This window comes from Enterobacter sp. 22452, assembly GCF_052045065.1.
In the GTDB taxonomy this organism is placed as follows: Bacteria; Pseudomonadota; Gammaproteobacteria; order Enterobacterales; family Enterobacteriaceae; genus Enterobacter; species Enterobacter mori.
Window position 1 is genome coordinate 103761 of the sequence record NZ_JBQEOB010000002.1, and the last position, 22086, is coordinate 125846.

General features: G+C 55.8%; 21 protein-coding genes. 12 read left to right on the plus strand and 9 right to left on the minus strand.

Translation table 11 applies throughout. From position 1 onward, the window contains the following. Positions 1-72: 72 nt before the first annotated feature. Entirely contained in the window at positions 73-366 is a 294-nt protein-coding gene (locus ACTJJA_RS05770; RefSeq protein ID WP_100166774.1) for a DUF1161 domain-containing protein, read from the minus strand. Between the two features lie 104 nt (positions 367-470). Here ACTJJA_RS05770 and ACTJJA_RS05775 point away from each other — a divergent pair, with 104 nt between their 5' ends. Next, positions 471-1181, plus strand: a complete 711-nt coding sequence (locus tag ACTJJA_RS05775; RefSeq protein ID WP_100167084.1) for a YnfC family lipoprotein — start codon at positions 471-473, stop codon at positions 1179-1181. Positions 1182-1360: 179 nt separating this feature from the next. Here ACTJJA_RS05775 and speG read toward each other — a convergent pair whose 3' ends face one another. Then, a complete protein-coding gene (speG, locus tag ACTJJA_RS05780) occupies positions 1361-1921 on the minus strand; it encodes a spermidine N1-acetyltransferase (RefSeq protein WP_042714685.1) in 561 nt (186 codons plus the stop codon). Then, the gene (locus tag ACTJJA_RS05785) at positions 1921-2259 is read right to left on the minus strand and encodes a DUF1283 family protein (RefSeq protein WP_440666712.1); all 339 of its coding nucleotides are present in this window, start codon (positions 2257-2259) and stop codon (positions 1921-1923) included. Before ACTJJA_RS05785 ends, speG begins: the two co-directional genes overlap by 1 nt. A 322-nt stretch (positions 2260-2581) precedes the next feature. Between ACTJJA_RS05785 and manD the strand changes: the two genes are divergently transcribed. From manD to ACTJJA_RS05805, 4 genes are all read left to right on the plus strand, one after another. Next, entirely contained in the window at positions 2582-3796 is a 1215-nt protein-coding gene (gene manD / locus ACTJJA_RS05790) for a D-mannonate dehydratase ManD (protein WP_089598768.1), read from the plus strand. Between the two features lie 14 nt (positions 3797-3810). Further along, complete coding sequence (locus tag ACTJJA_RS05795) at positions 3811-4833, plus strand: Zn-dependent oxidoreductase (protein WP_440666714.1); 1023 nt, start codon at positions 3811-3813, stop codon at positions 4831-4833. Between the two features lie 70 nt (positions 4834-4903). Beyond that, entirely contained in the window at positions 4904-6283 is a 1380-nt protein-coding gene (locus ACTJJA_RS05800) for an MFS transporter (protein ID WP_440666715.1), read from the plus strand. 224 nt (positions 6284-6507) lie between these two features. Then, on the plus strand, positions 6508-7971 hold the full coding sequence (locus ACTJJA_RS05805) for a mannitol dehydrogenase family protein (protein ID WP_440666717.1): 1464 nt from the start codon (positions 6508-6510) through the stop codon (positions 7969-7971). A 42-nt stretch (positions 7972-8013) separates the two neighbouring features. On the opposite strand, the gene ydfZ is transcribed toward ACTJJA_RS05805, so the two are convergent. Further along, positions 8014-8217: a putative selenium delivery protein YdfZ gene (gene ydfZ, locus ACTJJA_RS05810; RefSeq protein ID WP_010430680.1), complete on the minus strand. Its 204-nt coding sequence runs from the start codon at positions 8215-8217 to the stop codon at positions 8014-8016. 287 nt (positions 8218-8504) lie between these two features. Here ydfZ and ACTJJA_RS05815 point away from each other — a divergent pair, with 287 nt between their 5' ends. Next, positions 8505-8936, plus strand: a complete 432-nt coding sequence (locus ACTJJA_RS05815) for a universal stress protein (RefSeq protein ID WP_431140366.1) — start codon at positions 8505-8507, stop codon at positions 8934-8936. Positions 8937-8970: 34 nt separating this feature from the next. Here the strand turns inward: ACTJJA_RS05815 and ACTJJA_RS05820 are convergent, their stop codons facing one another. Both ACTJJA_RS05820 and ydfG read right to left on the minus strand, forming a co-directional pair. Then, positions 8971-9657, minus strand: a complete 687-nt coding sequence (locus tag ACTJJA_RS05820; RefSeq protein WP_042714708.1) for a GntR family transcriptional regulator — start codon at positions 9655-9657, stop codon at positions 8971-8973. Positions 9658-9748: 91 nt separating this feature from the next. Beyond that, positions 9749-10495, minus strand: coding sequence for a bifunctional NADP-dependent 3-hydroxy acid dehydrogenase/3-hydroxypropionate dehydrogenase YdfG (gene ydfG, locus ACTJJA_RS05825; protein WP_010430687.1), 747 nt, complete (start codon positions 10493-10495; stop codon positions 9749-9751). Positions 10496-10638: 143 nt separating this feature from the next. Here ydfG and dcp point away from each other — a divergent pair, with 143 nt between their 5' ends. After that, positions 10639-12672 carry a peptidyl-dipeptidase Dcp gene (gene dcp, locus ACTJJA_RS05830; protein WP_440666720.1) on the plus strand — a complete coding sequence of 678 codons (2034 nt, stop codon included), beginning with the start codon at positions 10639-10641 and terminating at the stop codon, positions 12670-12672. 45 nt (positions 12673-12717) lie between these two features. Here dcp and ACTJJA_RS05835 read toward each other — a convergent pair whose 3' ends face one another. Further along, on the minus strand, positions 12718-13410 hold the full coding sequence (locus ACTJJA_RS05835; RefSeq protein ID WP_406549883.1) for an MgtC family protein: 693 nt from the start codon (positions 13408-13410) through the stop codon (positions 12718-12720). Between the two features lie 434 nt (positions 13411-13844). On the opposite strand from ACTJJA_RS05835, the gene ACTJJA_RS05840 reads away from it, so the two are divergent. Then, on the plus strand, positions 13845-15050 hold the full coding sequence (locus ACTJJA_RS05840) for an MFS transporter (RefSeq protein ID WP_440666722.1): 1206 nt from the start codon (positions 13845-13847) through the stop codon (positions 15048-15050). An 18-nt stretch (positions 15051-15068) separates the two neighbouring features. Here the strand turns inward: ACTJJA_RS05840 and ACTJJA_RS05845 are convergent, their stop codons facing one another. Further along, on the minus strand, positions 15069-16058 hold the full coding sequence (locus ACTJJA_RS05845) for a 2-hydroxyacid dehydrogenase (RefSeq protein ID WP_133294319.1): 990 nt from the start codon (positions 16056-16058) through the stop codon (positions 15069-15071). Positions 16059-16268: 210 nt separating this feature from the next. On the opposite strand from ACTJJA_RS05845, the gene ACTJJA_RS05850 reads away from it, so the two are divergent. Genes ACTJJA_RS05850 through ACTJJA_RS05860 form a run of 3 tightly spaced genes read left to right on the plus strand, consistent with a single transcriptional unit; the run spans position 16269 to position 19424 of the window. Continuing rightward, positions 16269-18908, plus strand: coding sequence for a YdbH family protein (locus ACTJJA_RS05850; RefSeq protein ID WP_440666725.1), 2640 nt, complete (start codon positions 16269-16271; stop codon positions 18906-18908). Continuing rightward, entirely contained in the window at positions 18905-19096 is a 192-nt protein-coding gene (locus ACTJJA_RS05855; protein ID WP_010430706.1) for a YnbE family lipoprotein, read from the plus strand. The genes ACTJJA_RS05850 and ACTJJA_RS05855 overlap by 4 nt, the downstream gene beginning before the upstream one ends. Positions 19097-19103: 7 nt before the next feature. Next, positions 19104-19424, plus strand: coding sequence for a YdbL family protein (locus ACTJJA_RS05860; RefSeq protein WP_126817415.1), 321 nt, complete (start codon positions 19104-19106; stop codon positions 19422-19424). Here ACTJJA_RS05860 and feaR read toward each other — a convergent pair whose 3' ends face one another. After that, a complete protein-coding gene (gene feaR, locus ACTJJA_RS05865; RefSeq protein WP_440666727.1) occupies positions 19425-20333 on the minus strand; it encodes a transcriptional regulator FeaR in 909 nt (302 codons plus the stop codon). 241 nt (positions 20334-20574) lie between these two features. Here feaR and ACTJJA_RS05870 point away from each other — a divergent pair, with 241 nt between their 5' ends. Beyond that, the gene (locus ACTJJA_RS05870) at positions 20575-22074 is read left to right on the plus strand and encodes an aldehyde dehydrogenase family protein (RefSeq protein ID WP_010430712.1); all 1500 of its coding nucleotides are present in this window, start codon (positions 20575-20577) and stop codon (positions 22072-22074) included. The last annotated feature ends 12 nt before the right edge of the window (positions 22075-22086 follow it).

Sequence of the window (22086 nt, forward strand, 5' to 3'; positions counted from 1 at the left end):
TGGGGTGAGTGTTACTTATTTTGAGGTACTAAATGTTAATCCTTATCAAATCAATGGACATTGAGCGGGAAGTTACTGAGGTTCACTCGGTGCATTGTCCTGGCTGCCAGAGGCAGCGCCACTTCCTGTGCGGGTGTATAAAATTTTAAAGGTGTCGTTGGCACAATGTCCAACCACCTGCGCATCCGGCTGATCTGCCTGATCGTTTGGCACGATGTTCAGCGTAAAGCCAGACTCAGGCACGCCGTTGTTGACGATCTTCTGCTGAATGTCGCTTTTCACGCGCTCGCAGGAATCCGGTGCCGCCAGCGCGGCCGTTGAAGCACTCATTAACAGCAGGGCGGTAATCCAGGGTAACCGTTTCATCTGTAGCTCCTTTCTCTGTGTATTGATTAATTTTAGCAGGGTTCGTGTAAACATCTGTATTTGCTAATATGATTGGGAATAATCTCTCTGAAACGGTAATAAATGTGAAGAAATACGCAGCGATAACGCTACTGGCAGCAACACTGGTGGGGTGCGACAACAACTCCGCGCCGCTGTCGTATACGCCTGAGATGGCGAGCTTTTCTAATGAATTCGACTTCGACCCGCTGCGCGGTCCGGTGAAAGACTTTACCCAGACACTGTTTAACGACAAGGGCGAAGTGTCAAAGCGCGTGACCGGTACCCTGTCGACAGAAGGGTGCTTTGATACGCTGGAACTGCACGATCTTGAGAACAACACCGGCGTGGCGCTGGTGCTGGATGCAAATTACTACCTGGATGCCGAAACCCAACAGCAGAAGGTGAAGCTGCAGGGGAAATGTCAGTTGGCGGAATTACCCTCTGCCGGGGTGACGTGGGAGACCGACGATAATGGATTCGTCGTCGCGGCGCACGGCAAGGAGATGGAAGTGAAGTACCGCTACGATGCGGATGGCTATCCGCTGGGCAAAACCACCGTCTCTGGGGACCAGCACTTATCCGTACAGTCGACACCATCGAAGGATCTGCGCAAAAGAATGGATTTCTCGGCCGTGAGTTTGTTGAATGACAAGCCGCTCGGCAATGTGAAGCAGAGCTGCGACTACGATAGACATAATAACCCGGTGAGTTGCGATCTGACGATCACCGATGACAGCGTTAAGCCCGCCGTTGAGCGCAAGTACACCATTCAGAACAGCATCGACTACTACTGAGCGGTCAGAGCGCTGACAACATGCATTTTGTGCGTTTCGCCCGGCGGCGCTACGCTTGCACGGGCCTACAATGAAACGTGCAATCTATTGATATTTTTGCACTATGTAGGCCGGGTAAGCATAGCGCCACCCGGCAAGAAAGACAATTCAACTGCCTATAACAGGGTTTGTCATTAATATCATTGCGCGGTAGGTTTCAGCAGGCTGGCGCCTGACGGCTTGTGTCCGGCCAGGTGCTGGTGCTGGAAGATGCACATGCGGATGGTGTTGCGGTATTCGCCATTGATAAAGAACTCGTGGATCAGTTCACCTTCCACCATAAAGCCCAGCTTGCGGTAGATATGGATCGCTTTCTCGTTCTCTTTATCCACGATGAGATAAAGCTTGTAGAGGTTAAGGACGTTGAATCCGTAATCCATCGCCAGCTTTGCCGCCCGTGAGGCAAGACCTTTCCCCTGGTGCTCAGGCGAAATGATGATCTGAAACTCCGCCCGGCGGTGAACGTGGTTGATCTCCACCAGCTCGACCAAACCGGCTTTTTCACCTTCACACTCCACCACAAAACGGCGTTCGCTCTGATCGTGAATGTGCTTATCGTAAAGATCCGACAGCTCGACGAAGGCCTCGTAAGGCTCTTCGAACCAGTAGCGCATTACGCTGGCATTGTTGTCGAGCTGGTGGACGAAACGGAGATCTTCACGCTCCAGCGGGCGAAGCTTAATGTCATACAGTGCAGGCATCAGGGTGCAACCGTGCGGCCAGTGCGGCGATCCAGGCAGCGCAAGGTGTTTGGCTCCCAGTAGGCGTTGACGTTGGCACTTTGCTGGCACTTATCACGCGCGTCGAAAGCGACATCTTCTTTGTCCCACTCTTTCTCCACACGTGTGTTCACCTTCTGACGAAGGCTGCGAGTGTCATTCCATTGTTCTTTGTCCATCGCCGCGTTCTGACGGCTTTGTGCGCTATCGCCGGATTCAATAATCAGCTTGCTGGTTTCGGCGGTCGCCGTCGCGGTGAAAGCGAGCGTTGACAGCGCCAGCGCGGCGGTCAGACAAAGGCGTTTGCTTAATGTAGTCATAGCGTTTCCTTTTTAATGGGGGCAGATAATCACGTTACCCTGTTCAGATTCTACACCAAAGCGAGATAGCGTCATACCCGCGGTTATCATCGGATAAGATGGTTAAATCAATCCTCACCAGAAGAGAATTATGTTCAAAACCACGCTGCTTTTTTTTGCCACCGCGCTCTGCGGGATGTTGATCATCATGGCGGGATGGGGGCGCACCTGAGCGCCCTGATTTTGTGATCTCTCGCTGATATTATGATCAATATACTTGTATGGTAGTTGCGTAATTGCGTAAATTTCCTGCATCACAACATGCGATGTAAGGAAATGGATTATGAAGATTGTCGGGGCTGAAGTCTTTGTCACCTGCCCAGGGCGTAACTTTGTCACCCTCAAAATCACCACTGATGAGGGGATCGTGGGTCTTGGCGACGCCACCCTGAACGGACGCGAACTCTCTGTAGCGTCCTATTTGAAAGATCACCTGTGTCCCCAGCTGATTGGCCGTGATGCCCACCGCATCGAAGACATCTGGCAGTTTTTCTATAAAGGGGCTTACTGGCGTCGCGGCCCGGTCACCATGTCGGCCATCTCCGCCGTTGATATGGCGCTCTGGGATATCAAAGCGAAAGCGGCCAACATGCCGCTCTATCAGCTGCTGGGCGGCGCATCCCGTGAAGGGGTAATGGTCTACTGTCACACCACCGGGCACACCATTGACGACGTGCTGGAAGATTACGCCCGTCATAAAGAGATGGGCTTTAAGGCGATCCGCGTGCAGTGCGGCGTGCCGGGCATGAAAACCACTTACGGCATGTCCAAAGGGAAAGGCCTTGCCTACGAGCCTGCCACCAAAGGCGACTGGCCAGAAGAGCAGCTCTGGTCCACTGAGAAATACCTCGATTTCACACCAAAGCTGTTCGACGCGGTGCGCAGTCAATTCGGTTTCAACGAACATCTCCTGCACGACATGCACCATCGGCTGACGCCAATCGAAGCGGCGCGCTTCGGCAAGAGCATTGAAGAGTTCCGCATGTTCTGGATGGAAGACCCAACGCCTGCGGAAAATCAGGAATGCTTCCGCCTGATCCGCCAGCATACCGTCACGCCAATTGCGGTGGGTGAGGTGTTCAACAGCATCTGGGACTGCAAGCAGCTGATTGAAGAGCAGCTTATCGACTATATCCGCACCACCATCACTCACGCGGGCGGGATCACCGGGATGCGCCGCATTGCAGACTTCGCCTCGCTCTACCAGGTGCGCACCGGCTCGCACGGACCGTCCGATCTGTCGCCAATATGTCACGCCGCCGCGCTGCATTTCGACCTGTGGGTGCCGAATTTCGGCGTGCAGGAATACATGGGCTACTCCGAACAGATGCTGGACGTCTTCCCGCACAGCTGGCGCTTTGATAATGGCTACATGCATCCGGGCGACAAACCGGGGCTGGGCATTGAGTTTGATGAAAAACTGGCCGCGAAATACCCCTATGACCCGGCCTATCTGCCGGTGGCCCGTCTTGAAGACGGCACGCTGTGGAACTGGTAACCGAGGAACGAACGATGAAAAGCGTAGTGATTCAACAGCCGAACCAGCTGGTGATTGAAGAGCGTCCACGCCCGGAGCCAGGCGCAGGGGAAGTCCGCGTCAAAATCACGCTGGCAGGGATTTGCGGTTCAGACAGCCACATCTACCGTGGACATAATCCGTTTGCGAAATATCCGCGCGTGATCGGCCACGAATTCTTCGGCGTGATTGACGCTGTGGGCGTGGGCGTCGACAGCACGCGACTGGGTCAGCGCGTCTCGGTTGATCCGGTGATCAGCTGCGGACACTGCTACCCGTGTTCCGTCGGGAAACCGAACGTCTGCACCTCACTGGTGGTACTGGGCGTCCACCGCGACGGCGGCTTCAGCGAATATGCGGCTGTGCCCGCTAAAAATGCCTGGCCCATTCCGGATGCGATCCCGGATAAACACGCCGTCATGGTTGAACCCTTCACCATTGCCGCCAACGTGACGGGGCAGGCGAACCCCACCGAACAGGATGTTGCGCTGATTTACGGCGCGGGCCCGATGGGGCTGGTCACCGTGCAGGCGCTGAAGGGCGTTTATAAGGTGAAGCAGGTTATCGTCGTCGACCGCATTGATGAGCGGCTGGCAATGGCTCAGCGCAGCGGCGCGGACTGGGTCTTTAACAACGGCGAGCAGTCGTTGCAGGCCGTACTGGAAGAAAGGGGCATCAAACCGACGTTAATCATTGATGCCGCCTGTCATCCATCGATTTTACAGGAAGCCATTACCCTGGCCTCCCCGGCGGCGCGCATCGTGCTGATGGGCTTCTCCAGCGAGCCGAGCCAGGTTGTGCAGCAGGGCATCACCGGCAAAGAACTGGCGATCTTCTCTTCGCGCCTCAACGCCAACAAATTCCCGGTCGTGATTGACTGGCTGGAAAAGGGGCTGATCGACCCGGAAAAACTGATCACCCATACCTTTGACTATCACCACGTAACAGACGCCATCGAACTGTTTGAAAAAGACCAGCGGCAGTGCTGCAAAGTCTTGCTCACGTTCGGTCAATTATAAAACACACGGTTAAGAGCCTGCGCAGACAGGCTCTATGTGGTACGCATCTTACCCTTTAGAGATAGCCATTATGACTCAAGCACAACCTCAAAGAACCACCTCCGATCTGGTGAAAGCCGCGGTTTCCGGCTGGCTGGGCACCGCGCTGGAGTTTATGGATTTCCAGCTTTATTCGCTGGGCGCCGCCCTGGTATTCCACGAAATCTTCTTCCCGGAACAGTCTGCCGCGATGGCGCTGATTCTGGCGATGGGGACCTACGGCGCGGGCTATATCGCGCGTATCGTCGGGGCTTTCATCTTCGGCAGAATGGGTGACAGCATTGGCCGTAAAAAGGTGCTGTTCATTACCATCACCATGATGGGGATCTGCACCACGCTGATTGGCGTGCTGCCGACCTACGCGCAGATTGGGATTTTCGCGCCGGTCCTGCTGGTGACGCTGCGCATTATTCAGGGGCTGGGCGCTGGCGCGGAGATATCTGGCGCTGGCACGATGCTCGCGGAATACGCCCCGAAGGGGAAACGCGGTATTATCTCCTCGCTGGTGGCGATGGGGACCAACTGCGGGACGCTGAGCGCAACGGCCATCTGGGCGGTTATGTTCTTTGCCCTCGACCGTGAAGAACTTGTCGCCTGGGGCTGGCGCGTACCCTTCCTCGCCAGCGTCGTGGTGATGATTTTCGCCATCTGGCTGCGTATGAATCTCAAGGAAAGCCCGGTCTTTGAGAAAGTGAACGACGCAGAAACTGTCGCGCCGGTGGCTGCCCAGGAAACCTCCCTGGGGGCGATGTTCAAAAGCAAATCCTTCTGGCTGGCAACCGGGCTGCGCTTCGGGCAGGCGGGTAACTCGGGTCTGATCCAGACGTTCCTTGCGGGCTATCTGGTACAGACGCTGCTGTTCGATAAGGCAATTCCCACCGATGCACTGATGATTAGCTCTGTCCTCGGGTTCATCACCATTCCTCTGCTGGGCTGGCTGTCTGACAAGGTAGGGCGTCGGCTGCCGTACATCATCGTTAACACCTCCGCCATTCTTTTGGCATACCCCATGCTGTCGATTATCGTCGATAAGAGCTACGCGCCGGGGACGATCATGCTTTCCATTATCGTCATTCATAACATTTCGGTACTGGGGCTGTTTGCGCTGGAAAACATCACCATGGCAGAGATGTTTGGCTCACGTAATCGCTTTACCCGCATGGCTATCTCCAAAGAGGCGGGCGGGCTGGTGGCGGTGGGCTTTGGTCCGGTACTGGCGGGGATCTTCTGCAACATGACCGGATCCTGGTGGCCGATTGTCGCCATGCTGGTGGCCTATTCCGTGATTGGGCTGGTCTCGGCAATCCTGATGCCGGAAGTGCGTGACCGTGACTTGAGCGCGGCAGAAGATGCGGCGGAAGCGCCCCGGCGCGAATCAGTTAGCTATGGCGCACTCTCGTCACGACGTTAATGGTTTATATCCTGAGTGACTTATCACACAACTTTTCGATCGTGTCACACCACATGGACAAAAGTTAATATAAATCAATATCTGAAATTGAAGTATCAGTATGGTTGATGGCAGTTATTTTTTTACCCCAACTGCCATTCTAGTTGGTGTAGTCAGCAGGCGCTGCCGCTTCACAAGGAGAGCGGCAGCGGATCGCAGCTTTCATTAATTAACGAGTCTCAATCATGGAAAACCGGTTATTACAGGCGAAAGCGACGCTGCCTCAGTACGATCGCGGCAGCCTCAAGGCGCGCATTGTTCATTTAGGGTTTGGCGCATTTCACCGTGCGCATCAGGCAGTTTATACCGATATTCTTGCGGCTGAACACGGCAGCGACTGGGGATACTGCGAAGTGAATCTGATTGGTGGCGAACAGCAAATTGCCGATCTCAATAGGCAGGATAACCTCTACACCGTCGCGGAGATGTCTGCCGATGCATGGACATCGCGCGTCGTCGGCGTGGTCAAAAAAGCACTGCACGCGCAGGTTGACGGGCTGGAAGCCGTGCTGGCGGCGATGTGTGAACCTCAGGTCGCCATTGTCTCCCTGACCATCACCGAGAAAGGCTACTGCCACTCCCCGGCGACCGGACAACTGATGCTCGATCATCCGTTAATCGCCGCCGACCTGGAAAACCCGCTTCAGCCGAAATCTGCCCCTGGCGTCGTGGTTGAAGCGCTGGCGCGTCGTAAAGCGGCAGGTCTGCCTGCTTTCAGCGTAATGTCCTGCGACAACATGCCGGAGAATGGTCACGTCATGCGTAACGTAACCTGCGCCTACGCGCGCGCCGTAGACGGCGAACTGGCGGACTGGATAGAAGCTAACGTCACCTTCCCGTCAACGATGGTGGATCGCATTGTGCCTGCAGTAACCGCCGATACGTTGGATAAAATCGAGCAGTTGACCGGCGTGCGCGATCCGGCGGGCGTGGCCTGCGAGCCGTTCCGCCAGTGGGTAATCGAAGACAACTTTGTTACTGGCCGTCCGCAGTGGGAAAAAGCAGGTGCCGAGCTGGTTGCAGATGTCATCCCGTTCGAAGAGATGAAGCTGCGTATGCTCAACGGCAGCCACTCGTTCCTGGCCTATCTCGGCTATCTGGCAGGGTATCAGCACATCAACGACTGCATGGAAGACGAAAACTACCGTGTAGCCGCGCACGCGCTGATGCTAAAAGAGCAGGCTCCCACGCTGAAAGTGAAAGGCGTTGATTTAGGCCACTATGCTGACCTGCTGATTGCGCGCTACAGCAACCCGGCACTGCGTCACCGCACCTGGCAGATCGCGATGGACGGCAGCCAGAAGCTCCCGCAGCGTATGCTGGACTCCGTGCGCTGGCATCTGGTGCACCAGAAGCCTTTCCCGCTGTTGGCGCTGGGCGTGGCTGGCTGGATGCGTTACGTCGGCGGTGTGGACGAGCAGGGTAATGCCATTGAGGTGAGCGACCCGCAGTTGGCGGTGATTCAGGCGGCTGTAAAGGGAAGCGCGGAGGGGCAAAGTCGCGTTAAGGCACTGCTGGGCATTGAAGCCATTTTTGGAAACGAACTGCCGCAGGATGCCGTGTTTGTTAATGCGGTGATGGAGGCCTATCAGACGCTGCTGCAGAAGGGGGCGAAAGCCACAGTGGCGCACTACGCGGTACAACCGTAATTTATTTCATGCCGCCGCTGGCGGCGGCATGAACCTGCACGTTTAGTGCATTCCCAGACGAATCAGTTCGATCGGTTCGTACCTGCCTTCACTTCCTTCCACTTCTACCGTTTTGCTGCGGCGCACCTGCGCGGCGTCTAGCCCCTCGCTGTGAATCGCTTTGATCACGCCGGTGCGGCCGGTGCCGCTAATCATGACCCGGCTGCCGGTGGTTATGGCATTACGGTTACGGTCGTATGTCATCATGGTATTTTCTCCTCTCTTACTCTTCGCTACGGCGCTATTTTACCTTCCGCCGTTCACGGGCATTATTAATACGCCTCTCGCCACATTAATTATTTGCTTTTGATCAAGGTCACACTTTTTTTCCCTCAGTGCAGCCCGCTGACGGTTCCGTACGGTAATTTACAAAGCCGACAATTATTTTCCTTAATGGATAATTTCACCCTGCAAGCGTTGAGGGTTTGTTTATATTGCCAATGGCACTCTTGAGTCAGGAAATAATCCTCTCATCGGAATAAGGAGTCAGGCTTATGTACAAGAAAATATTGATGCCTGTAGACGTGTTTGAAATGGACTTGAGCGATAAAGCGGTACGCCACGCGGCTAACCTGGCAAAAGCCGAAGGCGCGTCGATTACCCTGGTCAACATTCTGCCTAACAGCAGCCGCTCGCTGCTGCGCGGGTTTAACGCGGACATAAAGAAGTTTGAAGAGTATATGACCGCGGAGTCTGAGAAAAAAATGACGGCGTTAAAGCGGCTCTTCGATATTTCGCCGAATGATATTCACTGCAAAGTGTGCTTTGGCAACGTGCGTGATGAAATTATCAAACTCAGCAAAGAAGAGAAGTATGACGTCATTGTCATCGGGTCGAAAAACCCGAGCATCACTACCCATCTGCTGGGGTCAAACGCGGAATCTATTCTGCGCTACGCCACGATTCCGGTATTAGTCGTTCGCTAATCACATCGCCGCACCCGAAAGGTGGCGGCGAATATTACTCTTCGCTAAACCACTCGCTATTTTCCTGGCGGATTAGCTGGACCGATTCGCTAATTTCCTGCAGATGCAGCGTCATCGCATTTTCCACGCCGTCCGCGTCGCGTTTTTCCAGCGCGCTGAAAATATCATGGTGTTGGCGGAGCAGCATTTCCGGCGGGGAAACATGGTCAAGGCTCATGTAGCGCACGCGGTCGATGGTGGCTTTGATGTTTTCGATGGTATCCCACGCCAGCTGGCAATCCGCAATTTGCGCCAGTTTCTGGTGGAATTCATCATCAAGCTGGAAGAAGTCGTTGAGCTGCTTACGGTCTATCGCAATACGTTGCTGATGCAGGTTTTGCTCCAGCAGGTAACACTGGTTGTCATCGATAAGCGCTGCGGCGCGACGTGCCACTGCGCATTCAATGGCCTGGCGGACGAAACAGCCATTACGGACTTGCGAAAGGGAAATCTTATTTACATAGCTTCCGCGCTGGGGGCGGATCTGAATCAGGCCATTTTCAGCAAGTTTGATAAACGCCTCGCGCACCGGCTGACGGGAAACGTCAAAACGCACCGAGACCTCTTTTTCAGAGAGCGGCGTTCCCGGCGGGATCAGGCAGTGGACGATATCGCGTCGTAAAATACGATAGATTTGCTGGTTAACGGGCTGGGTAGGATTGAGTTGTGATTCAGCGGCCATGGGTTGCGATTTCTCAGAGAGTTAACCTGAACATACTACCATTCTTTTGCCTGCCATCACATACCCGGCCCGCAGGCCGGGAAGGGCGTAATTAGCCTCTATGGACGCTAAGTCCGGCAAAGCTCTGGCTGACTGGCATCATCTCAACGGTGTTGATGTTGACGTGTTTTGGCAGCGTTGCCACCCACCAGACTGTTTCAGTAATGTCTTCTGGCGTCAGGGCATTGGCGTTTTCGTAGGTTTTGTCCGCTTTCGCGTCATCGCCTTTAAAACGCACGTTCGAGAACTCGGTCCCACCCACCAGGCCTGGCTCGATATCGGTGACGCGAATGGCGGTGCCGTGCAGGTCAGTGCGCAGGTTAAGGCTGAACTGACGCACAAACGCTTTCGTCGCGCCATAGACGTTGCCGCCCGCGTAAGGCCAGCTCCCGGCAGTCGACCCGATGTTGATGATGTGACCGCGGTTGCGCTCGACCATACCCGGCAGCACGGCGCGGGTCATATACACCAGCCCTTTGTTGTTGGTGTCGATCATGTTTTCCCAGTCTTCAACGCTGGCTTTGTGGGCGGGCTCCATGCCCAGCGCCAGACCGGCATTGTTAACCAGCACGTCGATGGCGCGCCATTCTGCTGGCAGATTAGCAATCATCTCTTCAATAGCCGCGCGGTTACGCACGTCCAGCTGCGCGGTCAGGATGCTGTCACCTAACGCCTCTTTCAGCTCCTGCAGGCGTTCCTGACGGCGACCGGTCGCAATCACCTTGTGTCCGTTGGCGACGAAGCGACGCGTGATGCTTTCACCAAAACCCGCTGTCGCCCCGGTAACTAAAATAATCATCTCACTGTTCCTCAACGCTTTTTGTGTTGTATTAACATAGCACGCTCTCAGGCGCGCCGTTAAGGCAACATTTGTATGACGCCATTGCAGGCCAGGGCTGCCTGTCCTACTCTGGGGAGATATACCGTTCTCAGGAGTGAAAGATGTCGGCCAATAACCCTTTTTTTGACATTAGCCTGTTGCCTTATCAGGCGCCGCGTTTTGATGAGATTAACGATAGCCACTATCGCCCGGCCTTCGATGAAGCGCTTCGCCAGAAGCGGGCGGACATTGCTGCCATTGTCGCTCAGGCCGCTGCGCCAGACTTCACCAACACCGTGCTGGCGCTGGAGAAAAGCGGCGCCATGCTTTCCCGCGTAAACAGCGTATTCTTCGCCATGGCCTCCGCGCACACCAATGCGTATCTGCAGGAGCTGGAAGAGCAGTTCTCTACCGAACTTGCCGCGCTGGCGAACGATATCTGGTTGAATGACACCCTTTTCGCCCGCGTGGAGAGCGTCTGGCAGGATCGTGCTGCGCTGGACCCTGAATCTCGTCGGCTGGTCGAGGAGACATTCCAGCGGTTTATTCTGGCCGGTGCGCGTCTGAATGAAACGGAAAAGGCCGAGCTGAAGGCGCTGAATACCGAGTCGGCCTCCCTGACCAGCCAGTTTAATCAGCGTCTGCTGGCTGCCGATAAGACGGGCGGGCTGGTGGTGGATTATGCGCACCAGCTTGATGGGCTGAGCGTCGCTGAGATCGCTGATGCTGCGCAGGCTGCCGCGGAGCGAGGGCTAAAGGATCGCTGGCTGATCCCGCTTCTGAACACTACCCAGCAGCCCGCGCTTTCAGCGCTGCGCAATCGTCAGACGCGCGAAAACCTGTTCAACGCAGGCTGGACGCGTACCCAGAAAGGGGATGAAAACGACACCCGCGCGCTGATCCTTCGCCTGACGGCGCTGCGCGCGCGGCAGGCCCGCCTGCTGGGCTTTGAGGATTACGCCAGCTGGAGTACCGCCGACCAGATGGCGAAATCCCCGGAGGCCGCGCTGGAATTTATGCGCGGCATTGTGCCTGCCGCCCGCGCCCGCGCGGAACGCGAGCAGGCCGATATTCAGAAGGTCATTAATGACGAGCAGGATGGTTTCACCGTGCAGGCCTGGGACTGGGCTTTTTACGCGGAGCGCGTGCGACAAGCAAAATATGCCCTCGATGAGTCGCAAATCCGGCCCTATTTCGCGCTCAACACCGTGCTGCAGGATGGCGTATTTTGGGCGGCAAGCCAGCTGTTTGGCATCCGCTTCGTCGAGCGCTTCGATATTCCGGTTTATCACCCGGACGTCCGCGTATGGGAGATTTTCGACCACACGGGTGAAGGTATGGCGCTGTTTTACGGCGACTTCTTTGCGCGCGATTCCAAGCAGGGCGGGGCGTGGATGGGGAATTTCGTCGAGCAATCCTTCGAGTTTGCTGCCCGTCCGGTGATCTACAACGTCTGTAACTACCAAAAGCCGGCTAACGGCGGCGTTGCGCTTCTTTCCTGGGACGACGTGATAACCCTCTTCCACGAGTTTGGCCATACGCTGCACGGACTGTTTGCCAGCCAGCGTTTCGCCACGCTGTCCGGGACCAATACCCCGCGTGACTTCGTTGAATTCCCGTCGCAAATCAACGAGCACTGGGCCAGCCATCCGCAGGTATTTACCCACTACGCCCGCCATTACGAAACCGGCGAACCGATGCCGGACGCGCTGCGGGAAAGCATGCTCAACGCGACGCATTTCAACAAGGGCTATGACATGACGGAACTGCTGGGGGCCGCGCTTCTGGATATGAACTGGCACGGCATCGGTGAAGCCGTTTCGAGCGTAGAAGATTTTGAAGCGGCAGCGTTGAAAAAAGAGGGGCTGGATCTGCCCGCCGTGCCGCCGCGCTATCGCAGCAGCTATTTTGCCCATATTTTTGGCGGCGGCTACGCTGCTGGCTATTACGCCTACCTGTGGACGCAGATGCTGGCGGACGATGGCTATCAGTGGTTTGTCGAGCAGGGTGGTTTGACTCGCGAAAATGGACAGAAATTCCGCGAAGCGATTTTGTCGCGCGGCAATAGTACTGATTTAGCTGAACTGTACCGTAACTGGCGCGGGCACGATCCGAAGATTGAGCCTATGCTGGAAAATCGCGGGTTAAACGAGTAGCGTGAATTTTGCTGAATATAGAACCGGGCGCGATGCCCGGTTTTTTTATATAGCCTGGCAGCTTACGGAGGCGATAATTTTATTCCCACCAATGTTGCCCATAATCAGATCGAGTAATTTTCGATATTCCTCGCGGGTCATGACTTCGGCCCGTATTTCCGTGGTTCCTGTTATTTCCGTCGTAGCTGAAGAAATCGCTTTCAGGCCTAACGTCAACTCTTTTGCCATATTTACCACGCGCTGCCGTACGACGTCACCATGTTCATCACTGCAGGTGATTTTCAGGATGTAGCATTTCTCACCTTCATGAACCGCAGGAAGCTGATTAATGCGCTGAGCGGCTTCGCGAAGCAATATGTTGGCGCACAGAATAATTAAGCTGGCCATGGCGGCGTTCCAGAACTGGCCTAATCCGCATAATACGCCTATACCGGCAGAGCACCACAGCGTTGCGGCGGTATTTAACCCACGAATATTCATTCCTTCACGCATGATCACGCCAGCCCCAAGAAATCCTATTCCGGAGACAATCTGCGCCGCGATGCGTCCTGGGCTATCGGGCGAGGTGGATACGGAACTCAAAATAAACACCGCCGCGCCGGTGGCAACCAGAGCATTGGTTCTAAGCCCGGCCATTCGCTGACGCCATTGTCTTTCCGCGCCAATAATCGCGCCCAGCAGCATCGCTGCGAGCAGATGAGAGATATAAGGGAACATAAGCCTGTCGCCTGTTAACATATTTCAAATAAGAAGCATCAGTGCGGCGTAAAGCACAGTGACACCGTTAAACGCTATGCATGTCAGGACGAAGGTGGCGGGAAGAGGGTGTTATTAAACATGAACATCGCGATTACCCACAAATTAAGCGGTACGTATTGTGTCGGGATGCAATCGCTGAAAGGGGATTGCTGCCCACCGTGAGGGTAAGCAGCGAAAATATCGCGTTAGCTTACCTTCGTATTCACTATAAAATGACTTTCCAACGAAGGGCTCCTGTAAAATTTCTTGCCAGTATAATCACGCTTTATAGTGAGTAAAGCGAAAAAGCAGCGTTCTTTATGAATCGTTTAAGTTCAGGAAAAACGTTTTTTTGAGCCGTCATCTGATTTTCAACGCTATCCCGTATACTGCATTCTGTTCACTACAGGCGATAACATGCAAAGGCAGGAAGTATGTCTCTTCGTTCGCTGCGGGCGTTATGCCTGACAAGTTTTTTCATTGCCGATGTCCGTGATGGCCTCGGTCCCTTTCTCGGCATCTTTCTGACTGAACGCCAATGGACCCCCGATGGTATCGGCATCCTGATGACGGCCGGTGGGCTGGCGGGGTTGCTGGCCACGCTTCCGGCTGGGTTTATCACCGATACCTCCCGGAACAAACGCTCTGTGCTGGCACTGGTCTGCATCCTGATTACCCTTAGCACCTTGCTGCTCTGGTTTAGCCAGCAAGCTGGCGTTGTCGCCGCTTCGCAAATGGTCACCGGCATCTGCGCGGCGTTTGTGGGGCCGCTGATTGCCGGGATTACGCTGGGCCTGACCGGTCAGGGCGGGTTCAGCGCGCAGATGGGGAAAAACGAGGCGTTTAATCACGCGGGTAATTTCATGACCGCACTGATAGCAGGCGGAATTGCCTGGTACTGGGGCGTCGGGGGGATTTTCCTGCTGATGACCTGTACGACGCTGCTCACGCTCTGCGCGCTGCTTGCCATCCGCAACGAAGACATCGACAACGACGCGGCGCGTGGACTCTCCTCTTCAGCGAACCTGCCAGTGCCCGGCTTTGCGGTGCTAATTAAAAACCGCGCGCTATTTGTGACCGGACTGACGCTACTGCTGTTCCACCTTGCGAACGCTGCGCTTCTGCCGATGCTGAGCATGAGGGTTGCTGCGGCACCCGCCTCGATCAACCCCGGTTTGTATGCCGCAGGTACCGTCATCATCTCTCAGGCCGTGATGATCCCCGTCGCACTTTGGGTCGCAGGCCGGGTTGAACGCTACGGCTACTGGCGCTTAATTATGCTGGCGCTGCTGGTCATGCCGGTGCGCGCTGCGCTGGCGGCGTCTACGGACGCGCCTCTGATGATGATCCCGGTACAAATCCTCGACGGTCTGGCTGCCGGGATCCTGGGCGTCGTAGTACCGTCGTTTATTGTGGTGCTTTTGCGCGGGAGCGGGCACGTCAATGCCGGGCAGAGTGTGATAATGCTGATGCAGGGGGTTGGGGCATCCATGAGCCCGGCGTTAACCGGGACGATCGCCGGTCATTACTCATTTGCGACAGCATTCAGTGTACTGAGCGCGATTGCCCTTGTTGCCGTCCTGCTCTGGTGGCGATGTGCTCACCGGACCTGGGAAATACATGCGCCGGGTGAGGCATAGCCCCACCCGGCGAAACGCTTAGGCCAGCTCGTTAGGGCAGGCTTCACCTTTTTCCAGCTGCTGCAGGTTACCCAGCGTGGTTTCTGAAATACTGATCAACGCTTCGGCAGTCAGAAATGCCTGGTGGCCGGTAAACAGCACGTTATGACAGGCAGACAGGCGGCGGAACACGTCGTCCTGAATCACGTCGTTGGACTTGTCTTCAAAGAACAGGTCGCGTTCGTTCTCATACACGTCCATCCCCAGCGCGCCAATTTTCTGGGTCTTCAGCGCTTCGATAGCAGCCTGAGAGTCAACCAGTCCGCCGCGGCTGGTGTTGATGATCATCACGCCATCTTTCATCTGGTCAAACGCCGCCTGGTTAAGCAGGTGGTAGTTTTCCGGCGTCAGCGGGCAGTGCAGGGAGATCACGTCAGACTGGGAGAACAGCGTCGGCAGGTCAACATACTCCACGCCCAGATCCAGCGCGGCTGCGCTTGGGTACGGATCAAACGCCAGCAGGCGCATACCAAAGCCTTTTAGGATCCTCAGGGCAGCGACGCCAATTTTGCCAGTGCCGATCACGCCAGCGGTTTTACCGTACATGGTAAAGCCCGTCAGGCCTTCCAGCGAGAAGTTGGCATCACGGGTGCGCTGATAAGCGCGGTGAATACGTCGGTTCAGGGACATCATCATGCCGATGGCATGTTCCGCGACTGCTTCAGGGGAGTATGCCGGAACGCGTACTACTCTCAAACCCAGCTCCTTCGCCGCGTCGAGGTCCACGTTATTGAAGCCTGCACAGCGCAGGGCGATATACTTCACCCCTTGCTTTTTCAGCTCTTCCAGCACCGGACGACTGCCATCATCGTTCACAAAAATGCAGACGCCTTCACAGCCGTGCGCCGTTTTGGCGGTTTTTTCGGACAGCAGAAAGTCGAAAAATTCAAGCTCAAACCCGTAAGCCTCGTTAACATGTTGCAGATACTTTTTGTCGTACTGCTTTGTGCTATATACCGCGAGTTTCATAAGACTTTCTCCAGTGATTTTGCATTCACGTTAGCATGATTAAAATAATCTTACAATTTCTAAAATATTATTGAATTCAATAAGTTCTATCAATTATTCTAGAGCATCTATCCTTAAAAAAGGCATTCACTTCAACTGACTGGCTAAACATGCGACAATGATCGGCAATGTCGGCTTAATTCTTTCGCTAAATCAGGATATTAACTGCCCATGAAGGGTAAATACAAAGCCGCGATTGCGCTTTTACTGCTGTTGATTTTGGTGCCGCTGACGCTGCTGATGACGCTCGCCCAGTGGGTGCCAACGCTCGCCGGGATCTGGCTCCCCGTCGGAACGCGTATCGCTTTCGAGGAAAGCCCAAAACTCACCCGTCACGCGCTGGTGATCCCCGATCTTCGTTATCTGGTGGATGAGTGTGAAATTGCGCGTATCGATAACGTGACATTGTCACACCCAAGCCGCTGGAAACTTGATGTAGGCACCCTTGAACTTAACTCCGTCTGCCTGAGCAAACTCCCTCAATCTGCGCCGTCGACGGTGGCACCCAAAACGCTGGCCCAGTGGCAGGCGGTGTTACCGAATACCTGGCTGACGGTGCATCGTCTTTCTCTTGCCCCCTGGCAGCAGTGGGAGGGCGAACTTCATGCGTCACTCACTCCCGCCAGTCAGGAAATTACCTATAAAGGCGAGCAGGTCAGCATTATAGGCCAGCTACGCGGACAAACTCTCTCTATCAGTCAGTTCGATATTCGCCTTCCAGACCAGCCGCAGCCTGTCAAACTGGTCGGGAAATTTACCCTGCCGCTGGTGCCGGACGGTGTGCCGGTGAAAGGGCACGCCGTTGCCACCTTTAACGTGCCACAGTTGACCTCTCTGGTCGATGCCGATCTGGACTGGGAGGACAATCAGGGGCAACTGGTGGTGATGGCAAGGGACAATCCCGATCCGCTGCTCGACCTGCCGTGGCAGATTACAGCCGAACAGCTGAATATCAGCGACGGACGCTGGAGCTGGGCGCTGTCCGGCCTGCCGCTGAGCGGGCGGGTTGGCCTGCGTATTGATAACTGGCAGCAGGGGCTGGAGAAAGCCACCGTTTCCGGGCGACTGAATGTGCTCACGCAGGGCGATGCGGGTAAAGGGAATGCGGTGCTGAATATTGGCCCGGGTTCGCTTAGCATGGAAAACAGCGATATGCCGCTGTATTTGAGCGGCGAGGCGAAACAAAACGATCTCATTCTCTACGCCAAACTCCCGGCCAAACTGACCGGAAGCCTCAACGATCCGCAGCTTTCCTTTGAACCTGGCGCGCTGCTGCGTTCGCGCGGTCGCATTATCGATTCGCTGGATATTGATGAAATCCGCTGGCCGCTGGCGGGCGTGAAGCTCACGCAAAAAGGCGTAGATGGCCGACTTCAGGCTATTCTGCGCGCGCATGAAAATGAAATGGGCGATTTCGAACTGCACCTGGACGGTCAGGCCAACGACTTTTTACCTGATAATGGCCTGTGGCAGTGGCGCTACTGGGGAAAAGGGAGCTTTACGCCTATGCACGCGCGCTGGGATGTCGCCGGTAAAGGCGAGTGGCGCGACGCGCTTATTGAGTTAACCGAACTCTCGACCGGATTCGACAAGCTTCAGTACGGCACCATGACGGTAGGTGAACCGCGCCTGGTTCTGGAAAACCCCGTTCGCTGGAACCGCGATCCGGCCAAGCCCTCCTTTAGCGGCGCCCTGGCGCTGAACGCCGGACAAACGACGTTCTCCGGCGGAAGCGTACTGCCGCCTTCGGTACTGAGCTTCAGTGTTGATGGCACCGATCCGACACTCTTTCAGTTTAAGGGCGACCTCCATGCCGACAAAATTGGTCCGGTACAGGTCAATGGACGCTGGGACGGCGAACGCCTTCGTGGTCAGGCCTGGTGGCCGAAACAGTCGCTCACCGTGTTCCAGCCGCTGATCCCACCAGACTGGAAAATGACGCTGCACGACGGCGAACTGTATGCCCAGGTGGCTTTCTCGGCTGCGGCCGGTCAGGGCTTTGAGGCGGGCGGACACGGGGTGCTGAAATCCGGCAGCGTCTGGATGCCGGATAACCAGATTAACGGTATCGACTTTGTCCTGCCGTTCCGTTTTAGCGAAGGCACATGGTCGCTGGGTACGCGAGGGCCGGTCACATTGCGTATTGGCGAGGTGCAAAACCTGGTCACGGCGAGGAATATCACCGCAGATTTGCAGGGGGACTACCCCTGGAGCGAAGAGAACCCGCTGTTGCTCACCAACGTCAAGGTTGAGGTGCTGGGCGGGAAAATCACCATGCAGCAGTTGAGGATGCCGCAGCACGATCCGGCACTGCTGCGCGTGGACAATATCTCGTCCAGCGAGCTGGTAAGCGCCGTCAATCCGAAACAGTTTGCGATGTCCGGGCCGGTCAGCGGCGCGCTACCGTTCTGGCTGGACAATGAAAAATGGATCATCAAAGATGGCTGGCTGACCAATCCGGGGCCGATGACGTTGCGTCTCGACAAAGACACGGCTGATGCCATTGTGAAAGACAATATGGTCGCAGGGGCGGCGATTAACTGGTTACGCTATATGGAAATTTCCCAATCGTGGACAAAACTGAATGTAGATAATCTGGGTGTATTAACGCTGCAGGCGACCATTAAAGGCACCAGCCGTGTTGATGGCAAAAGCAGCTCCGTGAACCTGAATTACACCCACGAAGAGAACGTATTTACCCTCTGGCGCAGCCTGCGCTTCGGGGACAACTTGCAAACATGGTTTGAGCAACATGCGGCGATACCGGGTCTCCGCAGTTCGACGGGCAAGGAAAGTGAGGAACAACAATGAAAAAGATGGCTGGTGTGCTCACCGTTGCCGTTGCCGCGCTGATGACAGGCTGTACGCCGCGCATTGAAGTCGCTGCGCCAAAGGAGCCGATTACCATCAACATGAACGTCAAAATCGAACACGAGATCCATATTAAGGTCGATAAAGACGTTGAAACCCTGCTGAAATCGCGCAGCGATCTGTTCTGAGGACGCCATGAAACGAACGTTAGCTCTCATTTTACTGGCGCTGGGAATGCACGTGCAGGCGGCAACGCTTACCCTGAATGACGCCCGTGAGCAGGGGCGTGTGGGGGAGACCCTGAGCGGCTATATCGCGCCGATCAAACACGATGCCGAAACGCTGGCGCTGGTTAGCCGCATTAACGCGGCGCGTACGGAAAGCTATCAGAAGCTGGCCGACAGCAATAACTTACCTGTAGACGAAGTGGCAAAAATGGCGGGGCAAAAGCTGGTTGCCCGCGCGCAGCCGGGGGAATACGTGAAGGGTATAAACGGTAAATGGCTGAAGAAGTGATCAGCGGAAGCGCTTACGATACTCTCCCGGAGACACGCCAAAACGCTGCTTAAACGCCGTCGAAAAATGGCTGTGATCGGCAAAGCCCCAGCTGTAGCCGATCCCCGCCAGCTTTTCATCATCTCTGGCGGAGCGCAACACCTGCGCGCAAAGGTCCAGGCGGCGGTTTTTGATGTACTGCGCCACGACCAGCCCCTTATCGGCAAACATGCGGTACAGGCTACGTACCGACATCCCGCTCTCTGTAGCAATCCACTCCGGTCGCAGGGCATCAGACTGAATATGATCGTCAATCAGCGAGAGAACGTGCTGGAACTGGCGTTCCTTTCGCGGCTGGACGACGTCACGTTGCTGAAAGGCCGGGCGGAGCAGGCAGACCATCGCCTCCAGCGCCGCTTCGCTCTCTCTGTCGCTCAGCTGTGCATTTCCCATACTCTCCTGCAACAGGCGATGGCTCAGCTGTACGGTCGGCAGGCTACGCGAAAGCGTCAGCGCGCAGCTCACCTCCTGAAAACGACACTGCTGCTCAATGATTTGACGCGGCACGAGAAGTGAAATCTGGCGGGATTTATCCTGCCAGGAGATGGAGCAGGGGCGTGACGCGTCGATGAGTGTTATGTCGCCGGTATTGAGAATGGAACGTCGTTCATCCTGTTCAATCTCTGCACCGCCTTCAAGCTGAAACACGGCGTAGAACCAGGCATCGTTACTGTTTTTTATTTCCCGGCGGGTACGGAACAGGTTGACGTTGCCTGCGGTCACGGTGCTGAGCTTCAGGCTTCTTGCGTAGCTGGTTTCCAGTTCGCCAATGAATGTGCCCTCTAACGGGCGAGCGTCAAACCGTCCGCAAACCTGGTTAATTTGCGCCAGCCACTGCTGATACTTTTCCTGCTCGCTCGCACATGCCATCGTTTATCTCGCCGCACCGTCAATGTTTTCGCATTGTTGCATTTGTGTTGCAATTTGTCAGAGCCATGAGGCTGACTATAGGAAAGAACACTCACCGGTAACAGCGTTATAAGCGGTAATTATCATGTTTTGCGGAGCCTGTCACAGGTGGCAAAGCGAATGTCACACAGACAAAAGCGGGAATGCGAAACGCCTCGTAGACTGCATTAAAACCCTACGAAGAATAACGAAGGAGTACCCTATGTCTGAATCACAGGTAGCCGTCCTGCCCGAGGTCCAGCGTTTTATGGATCGCCACCACGGCTTGTGGATTGAAGGGCGTCAGGTTGCGTCCGATAGCGAAAAGCGCCTGAACGTCTACAACCCGGCGACGGGAGAGGTGATTGCCTCAACCGCGGATGCCAGCGTCGATGATGTGGATCGTGCGGTGATGTCCGGCTGGCGGGCCTTTGTCGCCCGCAGCTGGGCAGGAAAACTTCCGGCAGAGCGTGAACGCATCTTGCTGCGTTTTGCCGATCTGGTCGAACAGCACAGCGAGGAGCTGGCGCAGCTGGAAACGCTGGAGCAGGGGAAATCGATCAACATATCCCGCGCCTTCGAAGTGGGCTGTACCCTGAACTGGATGCGCTATACCGCCGGGCTGACTACCAAGATTGCAGGGAAAACCCTCGATCTCTCCATTCCATTGCCTCAGGGCGCGCGCTATCAGGCGTGGACGCGCAAAGAGCCGGTTGGCGTCGTGGCAGGGATTGTGCCGTGGAACTTCCCGCTGATGATCGGCATGTGGAAAGTGATGCCTGCGCTGGCGGCGGGCTGTTCCATCGTCATTAAACCTTCAGAGACCACGCCGCTCACCTTGCTGCGCGTTGCGGAGTTAGCGAGTGAGGCGGGTATCCCGGATGGCGTGTTCAACGTGGTGACCGGGAGCGGCGCGGTATGTGGCGCCGCGTTAACCTCGCATCCGCATATTGCGAAAGTGAGCTTCACCGGCTCGACGGCGACGGGAAAACAGATTGCGCGCGCGGCGGCGGATACGTTGACGGGCGTTACCCTGGAGCTGGGCGGCAAAAACCCGGCAATCGTGTTGAAAGATGCGGACCCTGCGTGGGTGATCGAAGGCCTGATGACCGGCAGCTTCCTGAATCAGGGGCAGGTCTGCGCGGCAAGCTCGCGTATCTACATTGAAGCGCCGCTGTTCGACACGCTGGTGAGCGGGTTTGAGCAGGCGGTGAAATCCCTGAGCGTCGGCCCGGGCATGTCGCCTGAGGCGTTTATCAACCCGCTGGTGTCGCGTGCGCACTGCGATAAGGTGCAAACCTTCCTGGATGAGGCGACGGCACGCAACGCAGAGCTGATCACCGGCAACCGCGGCCCGGATGGCAAAGGGTATTACGTATCGCCGACGCTGGTGGTGAACCCGGATGCCGCGCTGCGGCTGACCCGCGAAGAGGTGTTTGGCCCGGTGGTCAACCTGGTGCGCGTATCCGATGCAGAAGAGGCGCTCCAGCTGGCAAACGACACCGAATATGGCCTGACGGCCAGCGTCTGGACGCAGAACATCAGCAAGGCGCTGGAGTATACCGACAGGCTGCAGGCGGGCACGGTGTGGGTGAACAGCCATACGCTGATCGACGCCAACCTGCCGTTCGGCGGCATGAAGCAGTCCGGTACCGGGCGTGATTTTGGCCCGGACTGGCTGGACGGCTGGTGTGAAACCAAGTCGGTTTGTGTGCGCTATTAAAAAACAAGCCGG